Origin of the sequence: Micromonospora sp. NPDC049081, from assembly GCF_040648835.1 — a bacterium.
In the GTDB taxonomy this organism is placed as follows: Bacteria; Actinomycetota; Actinomycetes; order Mycobacteriales; family Micromonosporaceae; genus Micromonospora; species Micromonospora antibiotica.
Genome location: NZ_JBEZEK010000016.1, coordinates 37,493 through 53,193, shown reverse-complemented (window position 1 = coordinate 53,193; position 15,701 = coordinate 37,493). Strand labels below are relative to the sequence as shown.

Annotated in this window: 13 protein-coding genes; 3 read left to right on the top strand and 10 right to left on the bottom strand. The window is 71.4% G+C overall.

Going from position 1 to position 15,701, the window contains the following annotated elements; genetic code table 11:
• The first annotated feature begins 404 nt into the window (after nt 1-404).
• The gene (locus tag AB0B63_RS21995; protein ID WP_208565461.1) at nt 405-626 is read left to right on the top strand and encodes a hypothetical protein; all 222 of its coding nucleotides are present in this window, start codon (nt 405-407) and stop codon (nt 624-626) included.
• On the opposite strand, the gene ccsB is transcribed toward AB0B63_RS21995, so the two are convergent.
• The 6 genes from ccsB to hemL all read right to left on the bottom strand — a co-directional run bounded on the left by ccsB (nt 592) and on the right by hemL (nt 6,737).
• On the bottom strand, nt 592-1,587 hold the full coding sequence (gene ccsB, locus AB0B63_RS21990) for a c-type cytochrome biogenesis protein CcsB (RefSeq protein ID WP_357021588.1): 996 nt from the start codon (nt 1,585-1,587) through the stop codon (nt 592-594). The two genes, AB0B63_RS21995 and ccsB, sit on opposite strands and share 35 nt — an antisense overlap.
• Nucleotides 1,587-3,209 (bottom strand): cytochrome c biogenesis protein ResB, encoded by a 1,623-nt coding sequence (locus tag AB0B63_RS21985; RefSeq protein ID WP_357021584.1) that lies wholly within the window; start codon nt 3,207-3,209, stop codon nt 1,587-1,589. The genes ccsB and AB0B63_RS21985 overlap by 1 nt, the downstream gene beginning before the upstream one ends.
• Nucleotides 3,209-4,111 carry a cytochrome c biogenesis protein CcdA gene (locus tag AB0B63_RS21980; RefSeq protein ID WP_357021582.1) on the bottom strand — a complete coding sequence of 301 codons (903 nt, stop codon included), beginning with the start codon at nt 4,109-4,111 and terminating at the stop codon, nt 3,209-3,211. The genes AB0B63_RS21985 and AB0B63_RS21980 overlap by 1 nt, the downstream gene beginning before the upstream one ends.
• Nucleotides 4,111-4,686, bottom strand: coding sequence for a TlpA disulfide reductase family protein (locus tag AB0B63_RS21975; RefSeq protein WP_357021579.1), 576 nt, complete (start codon nt 4,684-4,686; stop codon nt 4,111-4,113). The genes AB0B63_RS21980 and AB0B63_RS21975 overlap by 1 nt, the downstream gene beginning before the upstream one ends.
• Before the next feature lies 1 nt (nt 4,687).
• On the bottom strand, nt 4,688-5,335 hold the full coding sequence (locus AB0B63_RS21970; protein WP_208565456.1) for a histidine phosphatase family protein: 648 nt from the start codon (nt 5,333-5,335) through the stop codon (nt 4,688-4,690).
• A gap of 64 nt (nt 5,336-5,399) precedes the next feature.
• On the bottom strand, nt 5,400-6,737 hold the full coding sequence (gene hemL / locus AB0B63_RS21965) for a glutamate-1-semialdehyde 2,1-aminomutase (protein ID WP_208565455.1): 1,338 nt from the start codon (nt 6,735-6,737) through the stop codon (nt 5,400-5,402).
• Nucleotides 6,738-6,906: 169 nt separating this feature from the next.
• Here hemL and AB0B63_RS21960 point away from each other — a divergent pair, with 169 nt between their 5' ends.
• Nucleotides 6,907-7,242, top strand: coding sequence for an STAS domain-containing protein (locus tag AB0B63_RS21960; RefSeq protein ID WP_208565454.1), 336 nt, complete (start codon nt 6,907-6,909; stop codon nt 7,240-7,242).
• A gap of 77 nt (nt 7,243-7,319) precedes the next feature.
• Here the strand turns inward: AB0B63_RS21960 and AB0B63_RS21955 are convergent, their stop codons facing one another.
• On the bottom strand, nt 7,320-8,912 hold the full coding sequence (locus AB0B63_RS21955; protein WP_357021574.1) for an ABC transporter permease: 1,593 nt from the start codon (nt 8,910-8,912) through the stop codon (nt 7,320-7,322).
• Entirely contained in the window at nt 8,909-9,898 is a 990-nt protein-coding gene (locus AB0B63_RS21950) for an ABC transporter ATP-binding protein (RefSeq protein WP_357021571.1), read from the bottom strand. The genes AB0B63_RS21955 and AB0B63_RS21950 overlap by 4 nt, the downstream gene beginning before the upstream one ends.
• Nucleotides 9,899-9,993: 95 nt before the next feature.
• Here AB0B63_RS21950 and AB0B63_RS21945 point away from each other — a divergent pair, with 95 nt between their 5' ends.
• Entirely contained in the window at nt 9,994-10,500 is a 507-nt protein-coding gene (locus tag AB0B63_RS21945) for a helix-turn-helix domain-containing protein (protein ID WP_208565451.1), read from the top strand.
• Nucleotides 10,501-10,608: 108 nt separating this feature from the next.
• Here AB0B63_RS21945 and AB0B63_RS21940 read toward each other — a convergent pair whose 3' ends face one another.
• Both AB0B63_RS21940 and AB0B63_RS21935 read right to left on the bottom strand, forming a co-directional pair.
• Nucleotides 10,609-11,166, bottom strand: a complete 558-nt coding sequence (locus AB0B63_RS21940) for a response regulator (RefSeq protein WP_208565450.1) — start codon at nt 11,164-11,166, stop codon at nt 10,609-10,611.
• On the bottom strand, nt 11,163-15,527 hold the full coding sequence (locus tag AB0B63_RS21935) for a HAMP domain-containing protein (protein WP_357021567.1): 4,365 nt from the start codon (nt 15,525-15,527) through the stop codon (nt 11,163-11,165). Before AB0B63_RS21935 ends, AB0B63_RS21940 begins: the two co-directional genes overlap by 4 nt.
• Nucleotides 15,528-15,701: the final 174 nt, after the last annotated feature.

Below are 15,701 nucleotides of genomic sequence, written 5' to 3'. Positions count from 1 at the left end.
AGTTCAGGGAACTGTCAGCCGGGCGAGTCGGTGTCCAGCGGCTGGTCGTTGTCCTCTCTCCTCGCAGACGGATGGGCCGGGGGTCACGGCGTCTCCCCCACCGGCCGTCAACGTCGACCACGTCACCCTTGTCGATGTTTACGCAAACATCGACAAGAAGCGTCGCCCACCCGGACGCCGCAGCCGAAGCCAATGTCCGATTTAAGCCCTAAATTGTTTACGCAAACATCGTTCGGCGATGATGTCATCAGCCTTATGGAGCGTCAAGGTGTCAGCCAACGGGAAGGCATCACGACCACCGACGACCGCTGGCGGTCGGTACCGCTGACCGACTTCGGGAGAGGTAGACGTTCTGCCGGCCAGGGGCATCGACACACCTGGTCCTCCGGTAGAGGATGGGACGCATGGACGACGCGTACACCGTGGGCGATCCGGACGGACTCTCCCCGCTGCTGAAGGAGATCCGCGACGCGGTGGCCCGGGAACTGCACGCCCAGCTCGCCCTGCGGGCCGAGCACCTCGACCTGGCCGACGTACCGGAGGTCGCCTACCAGGTGACCCTGGGCGTCGACCGGGTGCTCACCGGCCGACTCACTCCACCCCGGCGTACGAGTGCAGGCCGGTGAAGAAGAAGTTCACCCCGAACAGGTTCATCAGCACGGTCAGGAAGCCCAGCACCGCGATCCAGGTCGCCACGTTGCGCCGGACGCTGGGCGTGGCGCGGGCGTGCAGGTAACCGGCGTAGACCACCCAGGAGATGAACGCCCAGGTCTCCTTCGGGTCCCAGCCCCAGGCCCGGCCCCAGGCCGCCTCGGCCCAGATCGCGCCCGCGATCACCGCGAACGTGAAGATCGGGAACGAGAAGGCGTGCAGCGCGAAGGTCACCCGCTCCAGGTCGGCCGCCCCGGGCAGCCGCCGGGCCAACGTGTACGGGAAGCTGCGCCGCCCCTGCTCGTAGCCGTTGCGCAGCAGGAACGACACCGCCGGCACCACGCCCAGCAGGAAGATGCCGGAGGAGAAGACGATCGTCGACACGTGGATGATGAACCAGTACGACTGGAGCGCCGGCATCAGCGGCACCACCGGGACATAGAGCTTCAACTCGGCGAAGGCCAGCAGCAGCACCATGACCAGGGTGAGGAACAGCCCGAGCTGACGCAGGGCCGGCCGCTTCCAGAGCACCACGAGCCAGGCGGCGGTCCCGATCCAGGTGACCGTCAGCACGAACTCGTACATGTTGCCCCAGGGCATCCGGTCGGCGGCGAGGCCCCGGGTGACCAGCGCGCCGAGGTGCAGCGCGGCGGCGAGCACGGTCAGCCCGGCGGCGATCCGCCCGGCCAGCCTGGCCCGCCCCGCCGAACGGCTCGGCCGGGTCGACGGCGGCGCACTCGTGGGGGGCGTAGTCGCGGCGTCGACCTTGTCGACACCCCCGCCGCCGACACCCGCGCCGACCAGTTCCCGGGCCGGGGCGACCCGGGCCGACACCGCGCGGACGTTGCCCAGGGCGTACTCGACGGCGTGGCTGATCATCGCGACCAGGTACACCAGGATCGCGAACGTCACCAACTGGTCGGAGACTGCGGACATCACTCGACTCCCTCTCGCGCCCGCCGGTCGGGTCGCCCGTCGTCGCGTACCGCAGCGACGAGAGACGCGAACTCCTCGGCGAACCCTGGATGATCGGTGCGCGGCAGCCCACCGGCCGACACCAAACTACTACCGCCCGTCGGAGATCCACTGTCGGGGGGCGTCACCCGGAACCAGACCCGCCGACGCCGGCCGAACAACGAACCCATCAGGCCGACCAGCAGCACCACGCAGGCGCCCAGCATCAGCTTCTCGCCCGGGTCGTGCCGCACCGACAGGGTGATGTAGCGCTTGGTGCCGAGGAACTCCAACTTGCTGCCGTCGTCCAGGGTCCACGTCTCACCCGGGGCGAGCTTCTTGTTGCCGACCTGCTTGAGCTTGCCGTTGGTCACCTGCCGCTGGTCGAGCTGGTAGACCGAGCCGGGGATGCCGGCGTCCAGCCCCAGGTTGCCCCGGTAGGCGGCCAGCACCACGGCCGGGTTGCGCTCCTCCGGGAACCGCGACGACGCGAACGGCGCGGTGTCCGGGGCGGTCGGCAGGTAGAGCCCTTCGAAGGCGACCTGCTGGTTCGCGTCCCGCCGGCCGGTCGCCGGGTCGACGTTGGCGTCCGGGAAGGCGGCCACCCCCTCGCTGGTGAGGTTGGCGTCGCCGCTGGTCAGGAACGGCACCGCGCTGGTCTGGCTGCGGCCGTACCGGTCGGTGTACTTCAGGATCGGGGCGTAGCCGTGGCCCAGCAGGTAGACGTTGGCCGAGCCGAGCCGCAGCGGCGAGTTGACCGAGAAGTCGGCGGTGCGCCGGTCCGAGCCGTCCGGCCGGTCCACGGTCACCGTCGCGCGGTAGCTCTCCGGCAGACCGGTCGGCAGGAACCGGGCGTCGAACCTGTCCAGGGTGAGGCAGAACGACGGCAGGTCGGCGCTGTCCACGCGGGGGCCGAGCTTCGCCTCGGCGTACTGCTGGCGGGTGTTGCAGAAGGCGTTGTCCGCGCCCGTGACCAGCAGGCGGTTGCCGTGCCAGCCGTACCACGAGCCGAGCGCGACCCCGATCAGCACGGCGACCAGCGAGGTGTGGAACAGCAGGTTGCCGGTCTCCTTGAGGTAGCCCTTCTCGGCGGAGACCTCGTTGCCACGCACCTGCACCCGCCACCGGCGGCGGCGCAGCACCGCGGCGATGGCCTGCGGGTCGGCGGCCCCCGGCGACTCCAGCACGGTGTGCTGCGGCAGCCGGTCCATCCGCTTGGGCGCGGCCGGCGGCCGGGCCCGCAACGCCCGTACGTGCTCGCGCATCCGGGGCAGGATGCAGCCCACCAGCGAGGTGAACAGCAGCAGGTAGATGGCGGAGAACCAGACCGAACCGAACACCTCGAACGCGCCGATCCGGTCGAGCTGCGGAGCCAGCTCGGGGTGCTCGACGAAGTACCTGTCGACGTTCTCCGGGTTGACCCCGCGCTGCGGCAGCACCGAGCCGGGGATCGCCGCGACCGCGAGCAGGAACAGCAGGATCAACGCGGTACGCATGCTGGTGAGCTGCCGCCACGAGTTGCGCAGCAGGGCCAGCGCCGGGTTCGGCCGGCGGCGGGGGGCCTCGGCGGGTGGGCTGGCCGGCCGGTCGTCGACGGTCGTCATCAGATGCTCACCTCGCCGGGGCCCACTGTCGTCTGCAACCAGATCACGAAGCTCTGCCAGCCGCCGGTGACCAGCGCCAGGCCGATCAGGATCAGCAGCACCCCGCCGATCCGGGTCACCCACCGGCTGTTGCGCCGGACCGCCCGGAACACCCCGAGCAGCCGGTGGAAGCCCAACCCGAAGACCACGAACGGCAACCCCAACCCGAGGCAGTACGCCACCGCCAGCACCACGGCCCGGTCGGTCTGCCCACCGGTGGCGGCCATCCCCAGCACCGCACCCAGCGTCGGGCCGGTGCACGGCATCCAGCTCAACGCGAACACCGCGCCGAGCACCGGCGCACCGAGCAGCCCGGCGGCGGGCAGCCGGCGGATCCGCAGCTCCCGCTGCATCCCGGGGAGCACGCCCAGGTAGCTGAGCCCGAGCAGGACGATCAGCGCGCCGATGACGACCTGGAAGGTGCGTTCGTAGTCGAAGAAGATCCGACCGAATCCGGCGAAGAGGATCGCGGTGGCGGTGAAGACGACGGTGAAGCCGGCGATGAACAGCAACGTCCCGGCCAGCACCCGGCCCTTGACCGCCGCCACCGGCCGGGCCGCCGCCCGCGTCGCCACCGCCACCGTGCCGCCGGGACCGCCGTCGGGGGCCGAACCGCCGTCGGAGGCCGGGCCCTCGCCGGGTGCCGGGCCGCCGCCCGGGGCGGGGTCCGCGCCGGTCGGGGTGGTCGGCCGGGCGCGGCCCTCCAGGTCGGTGCCGGCCAGCCCGGTCACGTACGACAGGTAGCCGGGCATCAGCGGCAGCACGCACGGGGACAGGAAGCTGACCAGCCCGGCGAGCGCCGCCGCGCCGATCGCCAGCAACAGCGGGCCGGACTGGGCGAGTTCGCGGAACGTCTCGCCCATCAGCGGGAACCGGTCGACGCCGGCTCTTCGGCGGCGATCCGCTCGACGATCGGGCGCAGCCCGTCGGTGGTGACGGCGGCCCGGATCACGGTGGCGATCCGGCCCTGCCGGTCGAGCACGACGGTGGCCGGAATGGTGTTCGGCGGGATGTCCAGCGCCAGCGCCAGCCGACTGGCCGGGTCGAACAGGCTCGGGTAGGTGACCCGGCCCTCCTCGAAGGCGATCGCCTTGTCCCGGCTGTCCTGCACGTTGATGCCGAGGAAGGTCACCCCGGATGCCCTGGTGGCCTGGTAGGTGGCCTCCAGGTCGTCGGCCTCGGCGCGACAGGGCGCACACCAGGAACCCCAGAAGTTGAGCACCACCACCTGGCCCCGGGCCTGGGAGGTGTCGTACCCACCGCCGGTGAGCAGGTCACCGGCGATCTTCGGGGCGGCGGAACGTTGGTCGGGGGCGCACTCGACGATGCCGCCGTTGTTGGCGCACCGGCTCTCGTCGGTGCCGGAGGAGCAGCCGACCAGCGCCGCCCCGGCGGTGACGGCGGCGAGCAGGACGGCCAACGGCCTCCGGGAACGCATCTCAGGCCCCCTTGGCCGTCCGGGCTGTCGCGGACATGGCGATCAGGTGGGCGGCCGGCTCGGAGTAGCCGATCCCGACCACCTTCGCTCCGTCGAAATGGAAGGAGGTGAGGCTGGCCAGCCCGCACTGCCGGCGGCGCGGATCGTGCCAGAGCCGCTTGCGCTCGACGTAGCGGCGCAGCGTCCAGATGGGAAGCTGGTGGGAGACGATGACCGCCTCGCGTCCCTCGGCGGCCACCCGGGCGGCGTGCAGCCCGGCGAACATCCGCTCGGCGATGGCCCGGTAGGCCTCGCCCCAGCTCGGGGTGACCGGGTCGCGCAGCACCCACCAGTTGCGCGGGTCGCGGAACGAGCCGTCCCCGGGCGAGACCTTCTTGCCCTCGAACCAGTTGGCGCTCTCGATCAGCCGCTCGTCCACCCCGACCGGGAGCCCGAACTGCCCGGCGATCGGCTCTGCGGTCTGCTGGGCGCGTTCCAGCGGGCTGGCCACCACGTGCACGACCTCCCGCTCGGCGACGGCCTGGGCAGCGGCCTTGGCCATCTGCACGCCCAGCTCCGACAGCCGGAAGCCGGGCAGCCGGCCATAGAGGATCCGGTCCGGGTTGTGCACCTCGCCGTGCCGCAGCACGTGGACGACGGTCTTGCTCACTGCATCCCCCTCGTTCGCGACTGCGGGGCTCGCAAACCCGGCTCACTCCTCGCGCTCACTGGCTTTACCCCCCGTGGCCTGCCGCTGCCGCTGCTGTCGCCGCAGCCGGCAGGGCGGCGGCGATGTGCTCCAGGGCGGCGTCGTCGAGCGCCGCCGACACGAACCACGACTCGAACGCGCTCGGCGGCAGGTAGACACCGGCGGCGAGCATCGCGTGGAAGAACGCCTTGAACGCGGGCACCTGCTGGGTGCGGGCGCTGTCGTAGTCGACCACGTCGGCGTCGGTGAAGAAGATCGAGAACATGCTGCCCGCGTACGACAGGCGGTGCGGGACCCCGGCGGCGGCCAGCGCGTCGGCGGCGAGCTTGCCCACGACGGCGGCCGTGTCGTCGAGCCGGCGGTAGAGGGCGTCGTCGGCCAGCCGCAGGGTGGCCAGGCCGGCGGCGCAGGCCAGCGGGTTACCGGAGAGGGTGCCGGCCTGGTAGACCGGGCCGGCCGGGGCGAGCCGGGACATGATCTCCGTGCGCCCGCCGAAGGCCGCGGCGGGCAGCCCGCCCCCCATCACCTTGCCGTACGTCCACAGGTCGGCGTCGGACGGGTCGAGGCCGTGCCAGCCGGCGCGGGAGACCCGGAACCCGGTCATCACCTCGTCGACGATGAGCAGCGCGCCGTGGGCGTGGGCGATTGCGGCGAGCCGGGAGTTGAAGCCGTCACGGGGGGCGACCACGCCCATGTTGCCGGCGGCGGCCTCGGTGATGACCGCCGCGATGTGCGGCCCCTGCGCGGCGAACGCCGCCTCGACGGCGGTGAGGTCGTTGTAGGGCAGCACGATGGTGTCGCCGGCCGCCGCGCCGGTGACCCCGGGAGAGTCGGGCAGGCCGAGGGTGGCGACACCGGAGCCGGCGGCGGCGAGCAGCCCGTCGGAGTGGCCGTGGTAGCAGCCGGCGAACTTGATGATCTTGGATCGGCCGGTGAACCCCCGGGCCAGCCGGATCGCCGACATGGTCGCCTCGGTGCCCGAGTTGACCAGCCGGACCTGCTCGACCGGGGTGCGCTCGACGATCTCGGCGGCCAACTCCACCTCACCCGGGGTGGGGGTGCCGAAGCTGGTGCCGAGGGTGGCGGCCTCCCGCACCGCCTCGACCACCTCGGGGTGGGCGTGGCCCAGGATCAGCGGCCCCCACGAGCAGACCAGGTCGACGTAGCGTCGCCCGTCGGCGTCGTACAGCCAGGGACCCTCCCCCCGGACCATGAAGCGCGGGGTGCCACCGACGGCACGGAACGCGCGCACAGGGGAGTTGACCCCGCCGGGCACGATGGCCTGGGCGCGGTCGAACAGGGCCTCGGAGGCCGGTGCGTCGGCCGGGTAGCGGCCGGTCCCGGCGGAAAAGGTATCGGTCACGATGCGGCCCATTGTGTCAGCGCCGGGCGGGGAATCCGCAGCCACCCCGGGGCCGGGTTACCCGGCTCACCCCACCGGAGCCGGTGGGCGGACCTGCCGCTCGCCCGGTGATCGGCACGGCGGATCGTCTCACCGGGCCAGGTTGGTGGGATCGCGCTAGGCTGACGGCGTGGATCGTGCCGAGCTGTCCATCACGGTACACCGGACTGGCGACGAAGTGGTGTTGCGCCTGGCCGGTGAGATCGACATGCTCACCGCCGCCCAACTGTCGACCGTCGTGAACGAGGTGCTCGCCGAGCCTCCGCCGCGCATCGTGCTCGACCTGGCCGGGGTGACCTTCTGCGACTCGCAGGGGCTCGGCACGCTGGTCGTGCTCAGTCGCAAGGCCAGCCACTCCCAGTGCCTGTTGATCCTGAGCAACGTGGGCGACTTCCTGCTGCGCGTCCTCGACATCACCGGCCTGCGTTCCGCCCTGATGATCCGTAACGAGACCCCCTCCGGCTGACCGGTCGGGCCCGCCCCGGCAGGGGCCCGCCGGCCGACGCGTCGTGGCGCGGTCGGCCGGCCGGAGATGTCGTGCCGTCAGCCGACCGGGATGTCGCGGCGGCGGAAGGACGCGAAGCCGACCGCGCAGAACACCCCGGCCAGCACGGTCAGGGCCAGCAGCGGAGTGACGCTCCAGCCGGCGCGCAACACCTGCGGGGTGTGGGTGAACGGCGACAGGTCCAGCAGCCACTGGCTCAGCTCCAGCACCGCGCCGAGCTGACCGAGCAGCACCACCACCGCGAGCACCGCCCAGGCCGCCGGGGAGAGCCGGGGCAACAGGCCGTACAGCAGCACCGCCAGGCCGGCGAGCACCCAGGCCGCCGGCACCTGCGCCAGGCCGGCACCGAGCATCCGGGGCAGCTGCCCCGGCACGTCACCGATGCTGAGCCCGTAGGTCAGGCCGGCCGCCAGCCCGACCAACGCCAGCACCACCACCGGCCCCAGCAGGACGAACACCAGGTGTGAGGCGAGCCAGGTCGACCGGTGCACCCCGGTGGCCAGCACCGGCTCGGCCCGCCCGGCGGCCTCCTCCGACCGCATCCGCAACGCCGCCTGGACGCCGTAGCCGGCGGCGGCCAGCCCGGCCACCCCCAACGACACCCCCAGGTACGCCTCGGCCAGCCCCGACGCGCCACCCAGCCGGGCCATCACCTGCTCCAACGCGGCGTTGCCGGCGACCGACCGGCCGGCCGCCTCGGCCGCGCCACCGACGACCGACCCGAGCAGGAGGAAGCCCACCGACCAGCCCAGCAGTGGCCCCCGGTGCAGCCGCCAGGCCAACCCGAACGGCCCGGACAGCACCTGCCCGGCCCGCGCCGGACCCGGCCGCGACGGCAGCACGCCGGCCCCGAGGTCCCGCCGCACCGATACCGGGTACGCCACCACGGCCAGCAGCACGGTCAGCGCGACCGGCAGGGCCAGCACCCACCAGCGCTCCCCCGCGTAGGCGCGGATGCGTGCGGCCCAACCCAGCGGGGAGAGCCAACTCGGCCACCCGTGCTCGGAGGTGTCCCCGACCAGCCGGAGCGTGAACGCCACCCCGAGCACCCCGACGGCGATTCCGCGGGCCCCACCGGCGGTCTGGGTGAGCTGGGCGGCCAACCCGCCCACCGTGGCGAAGACCACCCCCACCAGCGCCGCCGACAGCCCGTACGCCAGCGAGCCGGTCGCCGGCAGCCCGGTGGCGGCCAACCCGGCGGCGGTGAGCAGGCCGAGCAGCAGGCTGGCCGCGTACGTCACCAGCAGCGCGGCGGTGAGCCCGGCGTACCGGCCGAGGACGGTCGCGCCGAGCAGTTCCCGTCGACCGGCCTCCTCCTCGGTGCGGGTGTGCCGGATGACGGTGAGCAGGGCGGCCAGCCCGACGATCACCTGGAGGAAGCCGCCCCGCTGGGCGGTCAACGCGCCGACGCTGTCGCCGTAGACCGGGCCGAGCAGGGCCACCACCGACGGGTTGCGGGCGGTGCCGGTGACGTACGCGGCCCGCTCGGCGGCGGTGGGGAACAGCGCGAAGAAGCTGCCCGCGTAGGACACCGGCAGGACGGCCAGCAGCAGCACCCAGAGCGGGAGGACGATCCGGTCCCGGCGCAGGATCAGCCGGGCCAGGTGACCGGTGCCGGTGAGGGTGCTCATCGCCGTACCCCCGTCGGCTGGTCGCTGCCCGGCGCGGTGCCGCCGGGCGCGGTGCTGCCCGACGCGGTGCTGCCCGGCGCGGCCGAGGCCGGGGTCTCGGGGGCCGGGGTCTCGTAGTGGCGTAGGAACAGCTCCTCCAGCGTCGGCGGCTGGCTGACCAGGCTGCGTACCCCGATCTCGGTGAGCCGGCGCAGCGCGGTGTCCAGCGCGACGGTGTCGACGGCGAAGCGGACCCGGTCGCCGTCGACCCGCAGGTCGTGCACGCCGGGCAGGTCGGCCAGGCCGTCGACCGGGCCGGCCAGTTCGGCGTCGATCGCGGTGCGGTGCAGGTGACGCAGCTCGGTCAGGGTGCCGGTCTCGACGTGGCGGCCGTTGCGGATGATCGTCACCCGGTCGCAGAGCGCCTCCACCTCGGCCAGGATATGGCTGGACAGCAGCACGGTACGGCCGTCGCGGCGGGCCCGGTCGATCCAGTGCTGGAACACCTCCTCCATCAGCGGGTCCAGCCCGGAGGTGGGCTCGTCGAGGATGAGCAGTTCGACGTCGGAGGCGAGCGCGGCGACCAGGCCGACCTTCTGCCGGTTGCCCTTGGAGTAGGTGCGCCCCTTCTTGCGGGGGTCCAGCTCGAACGACGCGAGCAGCTCGGCGCGGCGCTTCGGGTCGAGCCCGCCGCGCATCCGTCCGAGCAGGTCGATCACCTCGCCGCCGGAGAGCTGCGGCCAGAGGGTGACGTCGCCCGGCACGTACGCCAGGCGGCGGTGCAGCGTGACGGCGTCGCGCCACGGGTCACCGTCGAGCAGTCGGACGGCCCCCGCGTCCGCCCGCAGCAGCCCGAGCAGGACCCGGATGGCGGTCGACTTGCCGGCGCCGTTCGGGCCGAGGAAGCCGTGCACCTCACCGGCCCGGACGTTCAGGTCGAGCCCGTCGAGGGCCCGGGTGCGGCCGAAGGTCTTCACCAGGCCGGTCACCGCTATCGGAGTTTCCACAATTCGGAAGCTACACTTGTTTCACAAAGTTGTGAAGACTCTGTTCGGTGCGGCACCATCGCCTGAACCGTCCCGAGCCCGAGGAGCAGCGTCCGATGCCTGACGACCGTCGACCCGGCCACGACGACGAGGTCCACCTCTTCGTCGAACGGATGGCGATGGCCTTCGCGGACGTCGGCTTCCCCCGGATGTCCGCCCGGGTGCTGTTCGCCGTGATGAGCGCCGACGGCCCGCTGACCGCCGCCCAGATCGGCGAGCGGCTCGGCGTCAGCGCGGCAGCCGTATCCGGCGCGGTACGCCACCTGACCCAGGTCAGCATGCTGGTCCGCGAACCGGTCCCGCGCTCGCGCCGGGACCACTACCGGCTGCCCGACAACCCCTGGTACGAGGGCACCATCACCAAGACCGGCCTCTACAAGAACTTCATCGACATCGCCGACGCGGGCGTCACCGCGCTGGGCGGCACCGCCACCCCGGGCGGCGAACGGGTGGCCGAGATGCGGGACTTCTTCTATTTCATCCAGGAGGAACTCGACTCGCTCGGCGAACGCTGGCGGGCCCGGCGGGCGACCACCGGCCACGCCGACCCACCCGCCGCCTGACGCTCCGGCGTCGCCCCGTCGGTGGACTGCCCGCAGCGGCATCCGTCGGCCGACGCATGACGAGTGCGTCGCTCCGGCGGTCGACGGCGCGGCGGGGCGGTGCGTCGGTCAGGCGGTGTTGCCCCAGCGGGCCTGCTCCAGGATGTCCAGGGCACGCTGCCGGGCCTCCGGGTCGTCCTCGACCCGCAGCAGGGTGGCCGCCGCGTCCACCGCGTCGGTGAGCACCCGCCACTGGGCGTCACGCTCACGCACCACGTCGGACTGCGCCGCCAACTGCCGGGTCTTCACCCACAGCTCCACGAACACCGACACCTTCGCCCGCAACACCCACGGGTCGAACGGCTTGGTCAGGTAGTCCACCGCGCCGACCGCATAGCCGCGCAGCGCCAACTGGGCGTCCTTGTCGGCGGCGGTGAGGAAGATGATCGGCACGTGCCGGGTCCGCTCCCGGCGCTTGATGTGACTGGCCGTCTCGAAGCCGTCCATGTCGGGCATCTGGGCGTCCAGCAGGATGACCGCGAAGTCGTCCACCAGCAGTTGCTTCAGCGCCGCCTCACCGCTCTCCACGGCCACCGACTGCACCGGGAGCCCTTGGAGGATCGCCTCCAGGGCCATCAGGTTCTCCCGACGGTCGTCGACCAGCAGCGCCTTGGCAGTCTGGGTCACGAATTCTCCTTGTCTCGGCTGCCACTGATCCAGGACGCCATCCGCTCGATCAGCCCGTCCAGGTCCACCGGCTTGGTGATGTAGTCGCTACCCCCGGCCGCCAGCGCCGACTCCCGGTCGCCGGGCATCGCCTTCGCGGTGAGGAAGACGATCGGCAGGTCCGCGAAGCGGTGGTTCCGGCGGATCTGCCGGGTCGTCTCGTAACCGTCCTGGTCGGGCATCATGGCGTCCATCAGCACGATGTCCACCTCCGGATGCTCGGCCAGCACGCGAACCCCGTCCGCGCCGTTGTCCGAGTACAGCACGGTCATCCCGTGCAGTTCCAACGCGCTGGTCAACGCGAACACGTTGCGTACGTCGTCGTCGACGATCAGTACCGTCGCGCCGTCCAACTGCCGGGTGGCCGGGGCCTCCGGCGCCGGCAGCAACTCCATCGGCGGCATCAGCAGCGACGCCGGCAGGCCCGCACGCTCCGGCGACGGTGACTGCGGCGCCACCACCGCGTCCGGCGCCAGCACATCCGGTACGAAGAGGGTGAACGTCGAACCCTGCCCCGGCGCGGAGGTCACGGTGATCGTGCCGCCGATCAGCCGGGCCAGGTCCCGACTGATCGACAGGCCCAGCCCGGTGCCGCCGTACCGTCGGCTGGTGGTGCCGTCGGCCTGCTGGAACGCCTCGAAGATGATGCTCAGCTTGTCGTCGGAGATGCCGATGCCGGTGTCGATCACGGTGAAGGCGATCACCTGGCGGGCGTTGGTCAACGCCGGCACGTCGAAGACCGCGTTCTCCGCCGCCGGGGCGATCCGCAGGGTGACCGCGCCGTTGTCGGTGAACTTCACCGCGTTGGAGAGCATGTTGCGCAGGATCTGCTGCAACCGTTGGGCGTCGGTCACCAGGGCCGGCGGCAACTCCTTGGCCACCCGCACCTGGAAGTCGAGGTTCTTGTCCTCCGCCTGCGGGGCGAACGCCTGCTCCACGTAGTTGCGGATCTCGGCGAACCGGATCTCCGTCGGCTCGACGTCCATCCGACCGGCTTCGATCTTGGACAGGTCCAGGATGTCGTCGATCAGGCGCAGCAGGTCCGAGCCCGAGCCGTGGATCGTCCGGGCGAACTCGATCTGCTTCGGGGTGAGGTTGCGCTCCGAGTTCTCCACCAGCAACCGGGCCAGCAGCAGCAGCGAGTTCAGCGGGGTACGCAGCTCGTGGCTCATGTTCGCCAGGAACTCCGACTTGTACGCCGACGCCCGGGTGAGCTGCTGCGCCTTCTCCTCCAGGCCGAGCCGGGCCAGCTCGATCTCCCGGTTCTTGGTCTCGATGTTGCCCTTCTGCTCACTGAGCAGCTTCGCCTTGTCCTCCAACTCGGCGTTGGTGCGCTGCAACTCCGCCGACTGGTCCTGCAACTCCAACGCCAGCCGCTGCGACTGGGCCAGCAACTCCTCCGTACGCCGGTTGGCCTGGATGGTGTTGACCGCGACACCGATGGTGAGCACCAGCCGCTCCAGGAACGCCAGGTGCAGCTCCGAGAAGCGGGCCACGCTGGCGAACTCGATCACCCCGAGCAGCTCCCCCTCGAACAGGATCGGCAGCACCACCAGGTCGGACGGGAGCGTCTCGGCCAGCCCCGACCGCAGGGTGATCCGCCCGTCGGGCAGCGCGTTGAGCCGGATCGTCCGGCGGGAGAGCGCCGCCTGACCGACCAGCCCCTCACCGGGCCCGAACGTGACGTCGTGCCCCCGCGCCACATACCCGTACGAGGCGGTCAGCCGCAGCCGCATCACCCCGTCGGAGGTGTCCGCCAGGAAGAACGCGCCGAGCTGCGCGTCGACCAGCGGGGTCACCTCCATCATGATCATGCGGCAGACCTCGCCCAGGTCCCGCTGGCCCTGGAGCAGGCCACCGATGCGGGCCAGGTTGGAGTCGAGCCAGCCCTGCTCGGCGTTCTTCTTGGTCGTCTCCCGGAGGGTGACGATCATCTGGTTGATGTTGTCCTTCAGCTCGGCGACCTCGCCCTGCGCCTTGACCGCGATCCGCTGGGTGAGGTCGCCCCGGGTCACCGACGTGGAGACCTGGGAGATCGCCCGCAGCTGGGTGGTCAGGGTCGAGGCGAGCTGGTTCACGTTCTCGGTGAGGTCCCGCCAGGTGCCGCTCACGCCCTTGACCTGGGCCTGACCGCCCAGCTTGCCCTCGATGCCGACCTCGCGACCCACCCGGGTCACCTCGTCGGCGAACGAGCTGAGCTGGTCGACCATCGTGTTCACGGTGTTCTTCAGCTCCAGGATCTCGCCCTGCGCGTCCACCGTGATCTTCTGACCGAGGTCGCCCTTGGCGACCGCCGTGGTCACCGAGGCGATGTTGCGCACCTGGGACGTCAGGTTGGACGCCATCGAGTTCACGTTGTCGGTGAGATCCCGCCAGGTGCCCGAGACACCCTTGACCTGCGCCTGACCGCCGAGCTTGCCCTCGGTGCCCACCTCCCGGGCCACCCGGGTCACCTCGTCGGCAAACGAGCTGAGCTGGTCCACCATCGTGTTGACCGTGTTCTTCAGCTCCAGGATCTCGCCCTGCGCGTCCACGGTGATCTTCTGCGACAGGTCACCCTTGGCCACCGCCGTGGAGACCTGCGCGATGTTACGCACCTGACTGGTCAGGTTCGACGCCATCGAGTTCACGTTGTCGGTGAGGTCCCGCCAGGTGCCGGCGACCCCGCGTACCTGGGCCTGACCGCCGAGCTTGCCCTCGGTGCCCACCTCCCGGGCCACCCGGGTCACCTCGTCGGCAAACGAGCTGAGCTGGTCCACCATCGTGTTGACCGTGGACTTCAGCTCCAGGATCTCACCCCGGGCATCCACGGTGATCTTCTGACTCAGGTCGCCCTTCGCCACCGCCGTCGTCACCGAGGCGATGTTGCGCACCTGGGACGTCAGGTTGGACGCCATCGAGTTCACGTTGTCGGTCAGATCCCGCCAGGTGCCGGAGACGCCCTTCACCTGCGCCTGCCCGCCCAGCTTGCCCTCGGTGCCCACCTCCCGGGCCACCCGGGTCACCTCGTCGGCGAACGACGACAACTGGTCGACCATCGTGTTGACGGTGTTCTTCAGCTCCAGGATCTCGCCCTGCGCGTCCACCGTGATCTTCTGCGACAGGTCACCCTTGGCCACCGCCGTGGAGACCTGGGAGATGTTGCGGACCTGGCTGGTCAGGTTGCCGGCGAGCTGGTTGACGTTCTCCGTCAGGTCCCGCCAGGTGCCGGAGACGCCGCGTACCTGGGCCTGACCGCCCAACTTGCCCTCGATGCCCACCTCGCGGGCCACCCGGGTCACCTCGTCGGCGAACGACGACAGCTGGTCCACCATCGTGTTCACGGTGTCCTTCAGCTCCAGGATCTCGCCCTGCGCCGCCACGGTGATCTTCTGGCTCAGGTCACCCCGGGCCACCGCCGTCGAGACCTGCGCGATGTTACGCACCTGAGAGGTCAGGTTCGACGCCATCGAGTTGACGCTGTCGGTGAGGTCCTTCCAGGTGCCCGCGACGTTCGGCACGTCGGCCTGCCCACCGAGCTTGCCCTCGGTGCCCACCTCCCGCGCCACCCGGGTCACCTGCTCGGCGAACAGGCGCAACGTGTCGGTCAGCGAGTTCATCGTGTCGGCCAGCTCGGCGACCTCGCCGCGCGCCCCGACCGTGATCTTCTGCGACAGGTCACCCCGGGCCACCGCCGTCGCCACCTGCGAGATCGACCGCACCTGACCGGTCAGGTTCGACGCCATGGTGTTCACCGAGTCGGTGAGGTCCTTCCAGGTGCCGGCGACACCCCGCACGTCCGCCTGACCACCCAACTTGCCCTCGGTGCCCACCTCCCGGGCCACCCGGGTCACCTCGTTGGAGAACGACGAGAGCTGCCCGACCATCGTGTTGACCGTCCGGCCGATCCGCAGGTACTCACCGCGCAGCGGGCGACCGTCGATCTCCAACTCCATGTGCTGGGAGAGGTCACCGTCGGCCACCGCCATGATCACCCGGGCGATCTCGGTGGTCGGCCGGCCCAGGTCGTCGATCAACGAGTTGACCGCCCGCTGGCCCTCCGCCCAGGAGCCGTCCAGGCCCTCCTCGTCGAGGCGCTCGGTCAGCCGGCCGTCCCGGCCCACCACCCGACTGATCCGGCGCAGGTCCAGGTGCTGCCGTTCCTGGAGCGACACCACCTCGTTGAAGGCGTCCGCCACCTCACCGGCCGCACCCGCGCGCCGGGGCAGCCGCACCTTGAAGTCACCCCGGCCGACCCGCCGCAGCGCCTCCGACAGCTCACCGAGGAGCGCGTCATGCTCGGAAGCGGACACGTCCGCCGTCACCGACTGTTTCGCGGTCATCTTTCCTCGCTCAGCTCGGAGGGTCCCCGGCGTGCCGACACGCCGACTTTCCCTCATTGTGCCCGCGTCCGGACCCGGGCAGCGGACACGACGTGCCCGACATGTCCCTGCCGGTGCCACCACCGCCCCGACAGCGACACCGCAGGCGGGACGCGGTCCCGGCACCCGGCCCGA

Bases quoted from the DNA above. Each gene is read 5' to 3' on its own strand.
- AB0B63_RS21995 (WP_208565461.1), top strand. From the start codon at position 405: ATGGACGACGCGTACACCGTGGGCGATCCGGACGGACTCTCCCCGCTG.
- ccsB (WP_357021588.1), bottom strand. From the start codon at position 1,587: ATGTCCGCAGTCTCCGACCAGTTGGTGACGTTCGCGATCCTGGTGTAC.
- AB0B63_RS21985 (WP_357021584.1), bottom strand. From the start codon at position 3,209: ATGACGACCGTCGACGACCGGCCGGCCAGCCCACCCGCCGAGGCCCCC.
- AB0B63_RS21980 (WP_357021582.1), bottom strand. From the start codon at position 4,111: ATGGGCGAGACGTTCCGCGAACTCGCCCAGTCCGGCCCGCTGTTGCTG.
- AB0B63_RS21975 (WP_357021579.1), bottom strand. From the start codon at position 4,686: ATGCGTTCCCGGAGGCCGTTGGCCGTCCTGCTCGCCGCCGTCACCGCC.
- AB0B63_RS21955 (WP_357021574.1), bottom strand. From the start codon at position 8,912: ATGAGCACCCTCACCGGCACCGGTCACCTGGCCCGGCTGATCCTGCGC.
- AB0B63_RS21945 (WP_208565451.1), top strand. From the start codon at position 9,994: ATGCCTGACGACCGTCGACCCGGCCACGACGACGAGGTCCACCTCTTC.
- AB0B63_RS21935 (WP_357021567.1), bottom strand. From the start codon at position 15,527: ATGACCGCGAAACAGTCGGTGACGGCGGACGTGTCCGCTTCCGAGCAT.